Source organism: Proteus sp. G4380 (assembly GCF_963885725.1).
In the GTDB taxonomy this organism is placed as follows: Bacteria; Pseudomonadota; Gammaproteobacteria; order Enterobacterales; family Enterobacteriaceae; genus Proteus; species Proteus mirabilis.
Window position 1 is genome coordinate 18137 of the sequence record NZ_CAWPAV010000111.1, and the last position, 14397, is coordinate 32533.

10 protein-coding genes are annotated in these 14397 nt (G+C 37.1%); 8 read left to right on the forward strand and 2 right to left on the reverse strand.

Annotated elements, in window-relative coordinates; translation table 11 throughout:
* Position 1 precedes the first annotated feature (1 nt).
* The 8 genes from tssH to AACU98_RS10030 all read left to right on the forward strand — a co-directional run bounded on the left by tssH (position 2) and on the right by AACU98_RS10030 (position 12863).
* On the forward strand, positions 2–2713 hold the full coding sequence (gene tssH, locus AACU98_RS09995) for a type VI secretion system ATPase TssH (protein WP_161735877.1): 2712 nt from the start codon (positions 2–4) through the stop codon (positions 2711–2713).
* A gap of 3 nt (positions 2714–2716) precedes the next feature.
* Positions 2717–3505, forward strand: coding sequence for a helix-turn-helix domain-containing protein (locus AACU98_RS10000; RefSeq protein ID WP_004244614.1), 789 nt, complete (start codon positions 2717–2719; stop codon positions 3503–3505).
* A 1-nt stretch (position 3506) separates the two neighbouring features.
* Positions 3507–4157, forward strand: coding sequence for a type VI secretion system-associated protein VasI (vasI, locus tag AACU98_RS10005; protein WP_004244612.1), 651 nt, complete (start codon positions 3507–3509; stop codon positions 4155–4157).
* A 5-nt stretch (positions 4158–4162) separates the two neighbouring features.
* Positions 4163–5626 (forward strand): type VI secretion system protein TssA, encoded by a 1464-nt coding sequence (gene tssA, locus AACU98_RS10010; RefSeq protein WP_049218377.1) that lies wholly within the window; start codon positions 4163–4165, stop codon positions 5624–5626.
* A gap of 2 nt (positions 5627–5628) precedes the next feature.
* Positions 5629–9177, forward strand: a complete 3549-nt coding sequence (gene tssM, locus AACU98_RS10015) for a type VI secretion system membrane subunit TssM (protein ID WP_004244610.1) — start codon at positions 5629–5631, stop codon at positions 9175–9177.
* A 49-nt stretch (positions 9178–9226) separates the two neighbouring features.
* Positions 9227–10570, forward strand: a complete 1344-nt coding sequence (locus tag AACU98_RS10020) for a VasL domain-containing protein (protein ID WP_223307218.1) — start codon at positions 9227–9229, stop codon at positions 10568–10570.
* On the forward strand, positions 10563–12299 hold the full coding sequence (locus AACU98_RS10025; protein ID WP_161735879.1) for a type VI secretion system baseplate subunit TssF: 1737 nt from the start codon (positions 10563–10565) through the stop codon (positions 12297–12299). Before AACU98_RS10020 ends, AACU98_RS10025 begins: the two co-directional genes overlap by 8 nt.
* A 90-nt stretch (positions 12300–12389) precedes the next feature.
* Positions 12390–12863: an Hcp family type VI secretion system effector gene (locus AACU98_RS10030; protein ID WP_004244607.1), complete on the forward strand. Its 474-nt coding sequence runs from the start codon at positions 12390–12392 to the stop codon at positions 12861–12863.
* A gap of 92 nt (positions 12864–12955) precedes the next feature.
* Here the strand turns inward: AACU98_RS10030 and AACU98_RS10035 are convergent, their stop codons facing one another.
* Both AACU98_RS10035 and AACU98_RS10040 read right to left on the reverse strand, forming a co-directional pair.
* Positions 12956–13606, reverse strand: coding sequence for an MBL fold metallo-hydrolase (locus AACU98_RS10035; RefSeq protein WP_004247640.1), 651 nt, complete (start codon positions 13604–13606; stop codon positions 12956–12958).
* Between the two features lie 49 nt (positions 13607–13655).
* A complete protein-coding gene (locus AACU98_RS10040; protein WP_004244605.1) occupies positions 13656–14204 on the reverse strand; it encodes a YcbK family protein in 549 nt (182 codons plus the stop codon).
* Between the last annotated feature and the right edge of the window lie 193 nt (positions 14205–14397).

Consider the following 14397-nt stretch of genomic DNA (forward strand, 5'->3'; position numbering starts at 1 on the left):
TATGATCCAAATTGATCTCTCTACTCTCGTTAATCGATTACACCCAATAGCTAAGCATGCCTTAGAAAGTGCAGCCGCTTACTGTGTAAGCCACCAGCAACCTGAAATTACGATTGCTCAGTTTCTACAAAAACTGATAGAAATGCCATTAACTGACATTCGTATGATCAGTCAAAAAAGCGCATTAGATATTAATGCGTTATCAGAGTTATTAGATATCGACATTCCGCCACATCAAGTTATTACACAAAGTTATCCTAGTTTTTCACCCTTATTAGTTGAATGGATGAAAGATAGCTGGCTATTAGCGTCAACTGAACTAAATCACAGTGAACTTCGCTCTGGTGCATTGTTTTTAACTTTACTACAAATGCCTTTGCGTTATCTTGCGAAACCTGTTGCCGATATGCTTGCGCAGATTAACCGCGACCAATTAAAACTCAATTTTGATCAATGGACTGAAGGCTCTGCTGAATCGCCTTTTGACGAAAAAACAGTATCAGAAAAAGGTAACCTTGCTGCTGATTCATTGTTAGCGAAATTTACTCATAACATGACTGAACAAGCGCGAAATGGTGAGTTAGATCCGGTCTTATGTCGCGATAATGAAATCGACTTAATGATTGATATTCTGTGCCGTCGCCGTAAAAACAATCCTGTGGTAGTCGGAGAGCCCGGTGTGGGTAAAAGTGCGTTAATTGAAGGACTAGCACTACGTATTATTGCCGGAGAGATTCCTGATAAATTAAGAGGTTGTGAACTTCTTACTCTTGATTTAGGCGCATTACAAGCAGGTGCTGCAGTCAAAGGCGAATTTGAAAAACGCTTTAAAGGCATTATGCAAGAAGTCACTCAATCTCCTCACCCTATCATTCTATTTATTGATGAAGCACACACCCTCATTGGTGCAGGTAACCAGCAAGGTGGCTTAGATGTTTCTAATTTATTAAAACCGGCTTTGGCGCGTGGAGAACTACGAACTATCGCAGCAACGACTTGGAGCGAATACAAAAAATATTTTGAAAAAGATGCCGCATTAGCGCGCCGTTTCCAATTAGTGCAAGTTAAAGAGCCATCATCTGCAGAAGCCATTATCATTATGCGTGGCTTACGTAGTATCTATGAAAAATCCCACCATGTCTTTATTGATGATGAAGCACTACGAGCCAGTGCTGAATTAAGTGAACGTTATATCTCTGGACGTCAATTACCAGACAAAGCCATTGATGTATTAGATACAGCCTGTGCAAGAGCCGCGATTAATCTATCTTCGCCACCAAAGGCATTATCCTCTTTGAAAACAGAACTCCACCAAATCAATATGGAAATGGATGTATTACAAAGAGAACACTATTTAGGTTTAGATGATCATTCTGAGCGTCTTGAAACGTTAGCCTCACAAGCAAGTGCTATTGAGCAACAAGCAACTGATTTACAGCAAGCATGGGAGCAACAAAAAGAGCTTGTATCTCAAATTATTACCTTACGAGCAACATTACTTAATAATGCTACCGAAGCGACTAATGACGATGTCGCAAATGATGTTGCAAATAATGAAGTGGTAAGTGATATAAGAACTTATAGTGAAGCAGAAGATGCTGAAGATAATGATGAAAAAATAGCGACACAGCCCCCCTGCTCATCTGAAGAATTAAAGCAACAGTTACAACAATTAGATAAACAACTTGCTCAGCTACACGACACGCATTTACTGGTTTCACCTCACGTCGATAAAAAACAAATTGCGGCGGTAATTGCTGAATGGACAGGCGTACCATTAAATCGATTATCACAAGATGCATTATCAATTGTCACTGAGTTACCGACCTACTTGGAAGAGAGTATCAAAGGCCAATCATTAGCCATTCAATGTTTACACAAACATTTACTTACAGCGCGGGCTGATTTACGTCGACCGGGTCGACCGCTGGGGGCATTCTTATTAGCAGGTCCTAGTGGCGTGGGTAAAACAGAAACGGTTATCCAAATTGCCCAATTAATGTTCGGTGGCACACAATATCTCACGACTATTAATATGTCTGAGTTTCAAGAAAAACATACTGTTTCTCGCCTTATTGGTTCACCTCCCGGTTATGTGGGATATGGTGAAGGAGGGATCTTAACAGAAGCTATTCGTAAAAGACCTTACTCAGTTGTTTTACTCGACGAAGTAGAGAAAGCGCATCCTGATGTGCTAAATCTATTTTATCAAGCTTTTGATAAAGGAGAGATAGCCGATGGAGAAGGACGAGTCATTGATTGTAAAAATATCGCATTTTTCCTCACCTCTAATTTAGGTGACCATGTCATTACTGCTTACGCGGATAAACCGGACGAACTAGAAGATGCACTCTACCCTGAATTAACAACTTTCTTTAAACCGGCATTACTTGCTCGAATGGAAGTGATCCCTTATTTACCGTTGCCTGCAGAGGTTTTACGACAAATTGTTGATGGCAAATTAGCTCGTCTTATTAACCTGTTAAAACAGCGTTTCAACGCAGAAATCAATGTAGAAGAGAGTGTTGCTACGGAAATTTTACGCAGAGCTTCTCGTGCTGAAAATGGTGCGCGTATTTTGGAATCTATTATTGATGGTGCGTTATTGCCGCCTCTTTCTTTATTACTTCTACAATATAGTGCACGTAATGAAGCTATCTCTCATATTCGCTTAGCGACTGAAAATGATGAGTTTATTGCGGAGGTTAATTAAGCAATGAAAGCGAGACTAAAAAATGCGCTTGCACTACTAGAATGTCATGATGTAGAGACGCTAGCTGTTCAATTTCTAAAATATAGCTTTTTTCGTAGCTCACTGAGTGGGTTAATTATTTCGTTAATGAATAAAGCTGAAAATAAATTGGAAAGTTGGAATATCGACTTAACACTTCAAGTGCAAAGCCATTTTTTAGATACCGATATTACCGATGCAGATCACCCTTTAATTCAACTGCTATTTAAGGGTGAACCTGTATTTTGGCAAAACTTACAACAAGGTAGTTATATTAATAATGCTGCTATGCGCGGTTTTATTTCACAGCTTCCGGTGAACACTGGATTGTATAGTTTGCCTATCTATGATGTTAACCATAAAGCATGTGGCACGATTATTCTTTTAGGGCAAGCTGAAGAGCTAGAAAATATCGAGCAAGGTATTTTCCCTATTTATTGTGAACTATTTAATCATCAATTAAAGCATCTTTTTGAATTATCAAATATGCAACAAAAAATCTCTTACTTGCAATATATCAATCAATTACAAAGGGAAAAAGAAACCACGCTTAATGAAACGTTAGATAAATTAACCGCATCTGTAGCGACTATTGCACTTCCTACCATACAAATCAAAGGAGTTAATGATTTAGAAGTTGCTATAGAAAATTATGAAAAAGAAATTTTATTAGATAAACAGCAAGAATTGAAAGGAGATATTAACGCCATGGCAGAACAGCTTAGTATTTCTAAACGAGCGTTAATATATAAATTGAAGAAATACGGAGTATAAAATGAACGTATTGAAAATCTTTTTCTGCACATTACTCCCTTTACTCTTCACTTCACCGGGAAAGGCCGAAAATAATCTTAATCAGAAAATGATTGAGGAATTAACTCAATGCCGTTTGGAATCATCTCAGCTAATTCGTTTAGATTGTTATGACAAAATTGCGCTTTCTTCAACATCTTCCTCCAATGCACTGCCTGATGTTACTCAAATGGGTAAAACATGGCGCCAAGCAACAGAGCATGAAATGAAACGGACGGGAAACAGTGCAGGTTTTCTCGTCTCAGTACCAGAAACCGGTGATTATCCCGTATTAATGACCATTCCAGCGATTGGCTTTCAACCGCCTCGCCCCATCTTAATGCTGAGCTGTATTGATAACATTACTCGGATGCAAATTATCCTGCCAACAAAACAAGATGCTGGCAGTGTGATGGTTTCAACGGATAAAACACAATTTACTGCAGAATGGTTTTTACGTGAAAACGGTTATGTATTGGAATCAAGCCGCGGTATACCGGGCATAGATGAAATTAAACGCTTGTTAAATGCTGAAAGATTGACATTGAAATTATCTAATAACGAAAAACTCACCTTCAATATTTCAGGTATTTCACAACAAATAATCCCTTTAAGAGCGGCTTGCCACTGGTAGAAATCATGATGAACAATACTTCTTATGCATGGAAACAACAGCTACTGACAGCGCTTGATGAACAGCAAGTCAGTAGTGCTATCAATGATAATGATGCCGACTGGGAATATATTGACAGTGAAATGATAAAGTTCGGCTCACTCAGTCATGGTCAATTAGATATTAAAGAGATCCAGCGTCGCTGTTTACACCTATTTGAAACGCAGACTAAAGATTTTCGGATCTTAGTCCATTTATTACGTACTTTACAGCATGCTGGAGAGCCAAAAGAATTAGTATTGGCAGCACAGATCCTAACTGATTTTAATCGTCAATATTGGCAAAGTTGCTACCCAACCAATATGAAATTGAAATCACGTTTAGCCAATCAAGTTTTGAAACGTTTTGAAACAGCGAGTGAGAGTTTTTGTCATGCAGCCAACAGCGCGATGCGTGATGATATTCTAGGCTCGTTCGCCTTTCTAGCGCAATTTTGGCATGAACAAAGCCCGGCACTTGCAGAACAAATTGATGATTTAAGCAGAGATTATAATCGTATTGAAAATAACGATGCGCCGATTATTGTTGCTTCACCTGCCGAGAAAGAAGAAAAAGTACAGACTCCGCCGGTTAGCGAGTCTATAGAAACACCGACAAAAAATAGCTTAACACCAACTATTAACGTTAACCATCAAGATGAAAGACAATGGAAACAAACATTACTTCAAGTAGCTGATGTTATCTGCCAACAAGCCCCTGAAAGTTCAGTAGGATATCGTATACGGCGTTATGCAATTTGGCACGCTATTACGGTCTTACCTCAAGCTAATGCTCAAGGTAAAACGCCTTTAGCCCCCGTATCAATTGACCGTGTAATGGATTACAAAGCTCAACTGACTCAAGCGTCCATTACGCTATTAAACAATATTGAACAGAGTCTCTCACTCTCTCCTTACTGGTTAGAAGGCCATATGTTAGCTGCCCAAGTAGCAGCTAAATTAGGTTATGGGGAAGTAGAAAGTGGCATTATTGAAGAGTTACGTATTTTTTTAGCGCGTCTTCCTGAACTTGTTAACTTGCACTTTTCGGATATGACACCCTTCTTTCCTGAAAGTGTACAACAGTGGTTAGAGCAATATAACCAAACTGAAAACGGTCAATTGCCACCATCGAATACGAATACTGCAATCCTAGAGCAAGAGGTCTTGCAATGTTATGAGCAACAAGGTCTTGAAGCGGCCCTGAAGCTTATTGAATTAAACCTTGCTAGCAGATCAGAGCCTAGAGATAGATTTTATGGACAATTATTGTCTGCACAACTATTTGAATTGTCAGGTATGGATTATATGGCTACACAGTTATACCAACAACTTAATACCTCTGCCTCACATTATTCACTTGCAGATTGGGAACCCAACTTAATACGACAACTCATGCAAAAAATAGACAAAAAGACAGAAATAACAATGACTATGGATAGGGATCAATAATAATGAAATTACCGGTTTTCTCCATTTCAAACATTACGAGTTCGGTAAAAAAACTCTTTTTTGCTGATAAATCTAAAATTGCCTCCTTTTTGCTATTTTTATTGGCATTACTTCCCGCTTTGCTCATTATTTGGATCTGGTGGTGGGGGCCAACATTTCGTTATCAAGATTCCATACCGTTTAGCGAGGTCACCACACGTTGGTTAGCAACCGTCGTTATTGTATTGCTTGTTGTGAGTTGGATTGGTCTAGCAACATGGCGTCGAGTTAAAAAATTGGAAGCATTAAAACTTGATGTCGAATTGGCTGTAGTTGATCCGGTAAGACAAGATCTTGATTTTCAAAAACGTTATTTAAACTATTGGAAATCACAATTTATTCGTCACTTAAATGGTCATACTAAAGCGGTTTATTTACGCCCTTGGTATTTTGTTTTAGGTGCTAACCAAAGTGGAAAGCATAGCTTATTAAAAAATACGGTAAACCCATTAGATATTGCGCCTAGCGACAATATTGTTAACGAACAAAATATTGCATTAAATATTCAATGTCTATTAACCGACAATGCTGTACTTTTTGTCCCTAATGGTGATCTATTAACCCAGCCGGCAAATCAGGCTGATAAACCTCAACTTTATCACCGTTTGTGGGGCGATTTACTCAATTGGATCAAAACTAATCGCCCAAGACAACCAATGAATGGCATCGTCTTAACTGTCGATACCCTATCGTTATTAACCAATAGTAAGGAGCAAAATAGTCAGCTACTTGCTGATTTACAAATGCGTATTGAAGAAATACGCATGACATTTAATAGTCGCTTGCCTTTATATATCGTCTTAACCAAGCTAGATCTATTACGTGGTTTTGACTCAATGTATCAATCATTAGATGTTCAACAACGTAATGAAGTACTAGGTGTTTCTTTCAACCAGAAAGCAAAAAGTAATTGGAAAAAGGAATTAAATCATTTTTGGTCACAATGGGTAGGCCAAATGAACAGCGCATTACCAGAAATGATGCTACAAAGAGCAGAAGGTAACCAGCGTAGTGATCTATTTAGTTTCGTGCGCCAAATTGAAGGGTTACAACATTCTGTATGCACATTAATTGATGCATTGCTCATCAATAATGAGCAACATAATATCTGTTTAAGAGGGGTTTATTTAACTTCTGCATTGCAAATCGGTCAAATCGATGATGTGTTTAGCCAAACAGCGTCCGAACAATATCATTTACCGACAGCACCTCTTACTACATGGCCAATTAATGATAGCCACCCTTATTTTACTACCCAATTATTTAGTCAAGTGCTATTTAGTGAGCCTAATATTGCAGCAGAAAACCATTATTGGGTTAAAAAACATCGGACTCGCCTATTAGTCACCACTGCTGTTAGCTTTGTCGGCTTAATCGCAATTTGGAATGGTTGGAGCCACTATTACGACAAAAACTATCGTGCTGGAGAAAACGTTCTTAATGAGGTAAAAGCATTCCGTGCTATTGAGAACAATGCTCAAAAAGATACTGATGGTAGCCTACAATTACCGGTGCTCAATCCATTACGTGAAGCAACCTTAGCTTATGGTAATCATCGTGATAAAAATGTGCTCTTTTCTGATATGGGTCTTTACCAAGGTCAAAAAGTTGGCCCACAAGTTGAACAAGTCTATTTACAACTACTCACTGATCGCTTTTTACCTGCGGTTATGTCTGGGTTGTTAAATGAACTTAACAGTGCCGATAAAGGAAGTGAAGATAAGTTAGAGATATTGCGTATTATGCGCATGTTAGAAGATAAAAGTGGCCGTAATAATGGCATGGTAGAAGATTTTATGGCTGATTATTGGAGCCAACTGTTCACTGGTCAACGTGAAAAACAACTGCAACTAAAAGCCCATTTGCGCTATGCCCTTGAGCACACAGATTGGAAACAAGAGCGTGAAAAAGGATTTGTTTCAGCCACTAAAGCCTTTATGCCTTTTGCTGGACCTATAAAAAATGCACAAGCAGAGTTAAGTGTATTGTCACTTTATCAGCGTGTATATCAAGCCTTACGCTTAAAGGCTAATCAAGAGCTTTCAGCGCCTTTAAATTTACAACATCAAATTGGCCCAAGTTTTAATACGGTCTTTACGGCTATTGATGATGATAAATTAGAAATTCCACAATTCTTAACGCGCTCAGGGTTATTAAACTATTTTATCCGCCAAAATGATAAATTGGTCGAGCTAACATTACTTGATGCTTGGGTTCTTAATCTAACCACCAACACACAATATAGTGAAAGTGATCGTAAAGAAATTCAGCGTCAAATCAGTGAACAATATCTTAGTGACTATACGGCTCAATGGCGTAATGCCATGAGCAATTTAGAAATTCGTCAATTTGATTCAATACAAGATGAAATTACCGCTCTTGAGCAAATTATTAGTGGTGAACAACCATTACGCCGAGCGTTACAAGTTCTACGTGATAACACGGTTATTCCAACTATTGATGAAAATTTACCACTTGATGAACAAAAAACACTGATGGCTGAGCCATCTTACCGTTTATTAACCCGCTTAGATCGCGAATTTACTCCTCAAACTGAGATATTAGTCAGTAACCAAGGGGAAAATTTACAGAATCTGAATCAAAAACTAAATGACTTACATCGTTACCTATTGGGGATCCAAAACTCTCCAGTGCCGGGGAAAGCGGCGCTTAAAGCAGTTTCGATGCGCTTAAACGATAATAATCGCGATGCTATTTTTGAGCTATCACAAATGGCGAAAACATTACCAGAGCCGCTTAACCGCTGGGTCGATGAGTTATCCGTACAAGCATGGAATGTGGTCCAAAAAGAAGCTATTCGTTATATGGAAGTTGAATGGAATGAAAATGTTGTCAAACAATACAATACTTATATTGCCGGTCGCTATCCATTTAACCCAGCAGCTAAACAAGATGTTCCTTTAAGTGAATTTGAACGTTTCTTCAAACCAAATGGAACATTAGATAGCTTCTATCAACAAAATCTGCGTTTATTCGTTGAGAATAACTTAGTCAACGATAGTGATAGCCAATCATTGATCCGCGCTGATGTATTAGCACAAATTGAAATAGCCAATCGTATTAGAGAAACCTTCTTTAATGCCCAAGGTAATTTAGAAGCACAATATGCTATTGAGCCACTGTCATTAAGTGGTAATAAGCGTCGTAGCATCTTAAATCTTGATGGACAATTGATTGATTACGCTCATAGTCGCAGCCATGTGACACACTTGGTATGGCCAAACTCAATGCGTTCCAATATTGAAAGTAAACTGACTTTAGTGCCTCTTTCCGGTGATAAATCGCCACGTTCAATCAGTTTCTCTGGGCCATGGGCACAAATGCGATTAGTTGATAATGCAAAACTCATCAATATCAAATCTAACTCATTCGATATTCGCTTCACAATCGACGGTGGTGATATGACTTATCGAGTTATAGTTGATGAATCTAATAATCCTTTCTTCGGTGGATTATTCACAAAATTCCGTTTACCTGAAACGCTTTATTAATGTGATTTCCCCCACTTTATAGTGGGGGAATAAAAGGATGTTGAGTGCGATGAAATCAGAAAGTTTAGTGATTAAAATTGGGGGATCTCCACTTGATACCCCTGAATTTATTGCCCTGAAAACCGAATTTAATAAATTGAGCCACCCTGCTCGACCAGAAATAAGTTGGACACTTATTGAGTCACTTTGCTTATCCCTATTTAAAAATCATGGTATCGACCTACAAAGCGGTGCTTACTATACCATTGCAAGATTACAACAGCATGGTTTAAGCGGTTTTACTGAAGGATGTGAGTTATTAGCAAATGTTATTGTGACTTATTGGGATAGCCTGTGGCCGGAAAAGCCAAATCAACGTACAGAGGTATTAAACTGGTTTAATACCAAAGCCAGCGCTTTATTAAGACAACAATCCTATCAAGCAAAAGATCTACGATTAATCTATCGTTCAGAGCGCGCGTTACAGTTAATAATCGATAAACTGGCTAAAACAACTTGGGAAAAACTGCCTAAAATTGAAAACTTACTGTGGTTTTTCCAAAACTTAGCCAAACAAATTGAAAAGCAAGAAAAACAGACGCAACAAGATAGTGCCGAACCCGTTAGCGTACCGCCATTAGTCTGTATTCAACAACCGTCGAAAACAACGGACAAAGCAGCCCCCACTTTTGTGATTGAAACGCCTCAACCCGCCTCTTCTTTCACTGTAGTAGCAAAAAAAATGAGTGCGACCCGAGGTTTTATATGGGGCTGTGTGCTCAGTTGCATACTGTTTTTAGCCGTTGGATTTGGTGTACATCTCTATTTAAAACAAGAGATGAATGCGATTACTTCAATACCTGAAGGTGCGGCTGCCAAATGGTTGTTTAAACCACAGTTAAATAGCTACGAATATCATTTAGCATTATTAGAAAAACGTTCTCCTCTTTCTAATTTACGGCTAATTGATACGATGCAAGAAAAAGCCAAAAACGCTTGGCCTACAGATGCAGAGCAAATTTATTTTACACGTAATTGGCAAAATCTTTATCAAACGCGCTTAGAGAATATGCCAATTAATGATAGCTGGTCTGAAACCGCGACATTATTACAACAACTTTCTAATAAAATAGTTCAGCAAGAACGAAATAGAGGCAGTTTTACACTCTCTTATCTAAAAACGGCAATTTATGATATTCAAAAACAGCACAATAAAGTTGAGCCAATCGAAGAAAAACTGCGACAACTCGCTGTACAAATTGAAACAGGGCAACCTATTTCTCCTGCAACTCTCAATAATATTGATAATAAAATTAATGGGTTATTAGCTCGTTATTATGATTTACAAAAACAAGCTGAACAACAAGGTTTAAAACCCGGCTCATATTCATCTTTTGGATTAGATCATGAGTGAAATTAAATATATTAAAGAAAAGCAGTACTTACAAAAACTGTTCAGTGAGTATGCAGATAAAGCGCCACATTTAGCGAGCGTACTTGATCCTCAAGATCCACAAACAAGTTATCTCTTAGAAGGCTTTGCTTTTTTATCTGCTCGTTTACAAGATAAAATTGATGATGCTTTTCCTGAGATCACATTACCCCTACTGCAACGACTAAATTCCCAAGCCATTAAAGGCCTACCATCAACAACAATTATCCAAATTGACCAAAGTGAAATTCTCCCCTATCCCATGGAGATTAATGAAAAACATTTGGTGATTGGCGACAACGGGGCACAATTTAGTTTCTGCCATAATTTCACCATCATGCCTTATAGCATTTTGGATAGAAAAATTACTCAGCATCCAAACCACTCTTGTATCTCTCTTGAAATATTATATCGTGGTGATGTGGAATTAACTCAAACAAATGCACTTAATGTTTTTTTAGGGGAAAATAAAACCACCTCAGACATTTTATTACTCGCATTTAGTCAATACTTTGAAAAAATTGAGGTGGTACATAACGGTGAACGTTATGAAGGCGATCCTCTTAATTATGCTTTTGAACCCAAAATTGGCAATGACTATAAAATCTTCCCACAGAAAAATAACTCATTTTCTGCGCCACAACGTTTATTAGAAGGTCTTTATTTACCCCATGTTCATCATTTTATTGAGTTAGATATACCACAAATAGTGACTCAATTAGATTGGAAACAACAGCAGCGGTTTGTTGTGAATATCTATTTCAGTCAGCAACTTCCTTTAACTCAAGAAGAGTGTAATCAGAGCTTTTTTTTAAACTGTGCTCCAGCGATTGATAGTGAAGCAAAACATACACTTTTAATTGATTTTAAAAAGAATAAATCAAGTTATTTACTCCCTATTCCAACCCATCACTATTTGGCCGATCTTGATAAAATTGAGTTATCACTAGAGCCTCATGAGCTAGCGCGTGGCATATACTGTCATTTTTATCCTACGACAGAATTAACCGCCGCCTCTCGTTTAATGCCCCAATTTCATAAAGCCATTTTCTATTCATTAACAATGGAGAAAAATATTACTGGGCATACACTTTATTATTTGAATTTCTTTGATAATAAAGGTGATCCTATGGTCACACCGCCTAGTTTACATTTTGCATGTGTTTATATTGGCTTTGAACAATATAAAAGAAATGAGTTAGGTCTATTAAATAAACACAGCGAAAAAATGCCTGATGCAGTAAAAACGGGAAATATCACATTATTATCATCTTGTTATCCACCTATTGTAAATAATCACCATTTTTGGAAATTGTTATCTCATTACAGTGCTAATGGTTCAATGTTAATGTCATTAGATACTATTAAACATATGATTTCTGATTATATTCTTTACCGAGATACTGATAGGCAGATCACTCGAAAATGTGAGCGATTATTAAATGGACTCGTTGAACTAAAAACACATTTATATGACTATATTTTAAAAGGTAAACCCTATCGTTGTTTATCTTTATCGCTATTCATTGACAAAACACAATATGAAAATAGAGGTGAAGCTTTTGTCTTTACTACACATCTTTACCATTTTTTCCCGTTCTGTTTATCTGAAAATATGTTATTGGAAATGTCAGTTACACTCAATGATCAGAAAAACACCACTTGGTATTTATCTCCCTCACCACTAAGGGGCTATAAATCAATGATTTAATAATTAGTAGTATTAACTATGGCACATAATAAAAGTGTTTATAAAGTTGATAATATCATATGAAGAAATATCAAAAAGGAGTTATAAATAATGGCTAATTCAATATATTTAAAGATAATAGGGAAATCTCAAGGTGATATATCTAAAGGGTGCTCTACTTTAGGATCTATAGGCAATAAATATCAGCACGGACATGAAGATCAGATATTTGTGTATTCATTTGATTATGATTTAACCCGAGCACAAAATTTAAATCATTCTCCTGTGGTAATTTCAAAACCTATAGATAAATCTTCACCCTTACTTGGGGTTGCAATAACAAATAATGAATTATTAGAGTGCGAGCTAGAATTCTATAGAACAAGTTCAAACGGCAATCAAGAAAAGTTTTATACCATTAAGCTAACAAAAGCCAGCATTACCAATATATCAGCACATTACCCTAATTCACTGACGCATGCAGATGCCCAGCCTTATGAAGATATTACTATTCGATATGAAAGTATCTCTTGGAACCATATTTGTGCAGGAACATCAGGTTATAGTATCAGCAAAAATATTTAATTTTACCGACGATGAGCGATATCATTTTTAATTTTTCATCTATAAAAAAGCCCTTTAATATAAAGGGCTTAAAGAGTTTGCTTTATTTTAAATTACCAAATGGGCATTTCATCTTGTAAGAAAGGATTATATTGACGCTCATGACCTAAATTAGACATAGGGCCATGACCGGGGATAAATAGATAATCATCACCTAGTGGTAATACTTTATTTTTGATAGAAGCAATCAGATCGGCATGATTACCACGAGGGAAATCAGTACGACCAATACTTTCACGAAATAATACATCTCCCATCGAGATAAGTTTATTTTGGTGATTAACAAAAATAATATGGCCCGGTGTATGGCCCGGACAATGTAAAACCGACAAAGTAATGGTTTTACCAATAGTGACAGTATCCCCTTCATTTAACCATTGATCAGGCGTAAAAGATTTTCCACTGGGGAAGTTAAACATACGACACTGTTGTTCTAAATCTTCAATAAGGAAGTTATCATCTTTATGTGGCCCATAAACAGGCACATGAAAATGCTCAACAATTTGAGCCGTTCCTGCTACGTGATCAAAGTGACCATGAGTTAATAGCACTTTAGTCAACTTTAATTGACGTTGTTCAATTTCTGCAATTAATGTTTCGACATCACCACCGGGATCAACAATGGCCGCTTCTTTGGTATCATCACACCAGATAAGGGTGCAATTTTGCATATAATTTGTCACAGGTATAATGTGATACATCATAGCTTACTCCGCGCTTTCTTAATCTATATCTATTTATTTATTACATAGATTACCATGAGCGCACGGGTCCTGTATCGATATGAACAAAATTACTTCGTGGATAATAACCCACTCCTCCCGCTTTCATTCTTAGTGCTACTTGGCGTACTTTAGATAAATCAGTACCTACTAAACGGAAATCCATTGCTTGACCACGGGTATGATAGCTTTTTTTCGCAACACCGCTGGTGTGTTGACGTAGATGATTATTAGTCGCGAGTGAACGATAACCCGAAATAAGTTCAACGGCTTTATTGTTGTTTAACATCACCTGTAACAGATAGATTTGATCAAATAAGGCTGGATCGATAGTTTTAACTTTATTTTGACGGTGATCTCTAAAAAGATGATTTAGTCTAGCAAGCTCTTGTTTATTATAACGTTTACCATCAAAAAACTCGGCTTTAATAGTTTCACCAGTATTTAAATTATTAAAGCGAAGAATTTTCGGTCGGGGAGTTGCTAATGATGCAAATGCATGTGAGGGAAGTAAACCTAAACCAACAGCAGCCATACCAAGGCCTAACCACTTACGACGATGTGAATCAACAATATCCATGATAGCTACACTCAAAATAATGATAGAAGGAAGAACAGACCTTTATTATGACAATATTTTTCTTGAATTGTTGCTTATTGTTTGTATAGATTTGTAAACATATCATTGATATTATTTTATAAAAGTTTATGTTTTATTATTAATAATAGCCGTGTTAGCAATTAACATTTTATTAATATTAATGTTATTTCTA

Excerpts from the sequence above, each read along its gene's own strand:
- tssH (WP_161735877.1), top strand. The coding sequence starts at position 2 with ATGATCCAAATTGATCTCTCTACTCTCGTTAATCGATTACACCCAATA.
- AACU98_RS10000 (WP_004244614.1), top strand. The coding sequence starts at position 2,717 with ATGAAAGCGAGACTAAAAAATGCGCTTGCACTACTAGAATGTCATGAT.
- vasI (WP_004244612.1), top strand. The coding sequence starts at position 3,507 with ATGAACGTATTGAAAATCTTTTTCTGCACATTACTCCCTTTACTCTTC.
- tssA (WP_049218377.1), top strand. The coding sequence starts at position 4,163 with ATGATGAACAATACTTCTTATGCATGGAAACAACAGCTACTGACAGCG.
- tssM (WP_004244610.1), top strand. The coding sequence starts at position 5,629 with ATGAAATTACCGGTTTTCTCCATTTCAAACATTACGAGTTCGGTAAAA.
- AACU98_RS10020 (WP_223307218.1), top strand. The coding sequence starts at position 9,227 with ATGAAATCAGAAAGTTTAGTGATTAAAATTGGGGGATCTCCACTTGAT.
- AACU98_RS10025 (WP_161735879.1), top strand. The coding sequence starts at position 10,563 with ATGAGTGAAATTAAATATATTAAAGAAAAGCAGTACTTACAAAAACTG.
- AACU98_RS10030 (WP_004244607.1), top strand. The coding sequence starts at position 12,390 with ATGGCTAATTCAATATATTTAAAGATAATAGGGAAATCTCAAGGTGAT.
- AACU98_RS10035 (WP_004247640.1), bottom strand. The coding sequence starts at position 13,606 with ATGATGTATCACATTATACCTGTGACAAATTATATGCAAAATTGCACC.
- AACU98_RS10040 (WP_004244605.1), bottom strand. The coding sequence starts at position 14,204 with ATGGATATTGTTGATTCACATCGTCGTAAGTGGTTAGGCCTTGGTATG.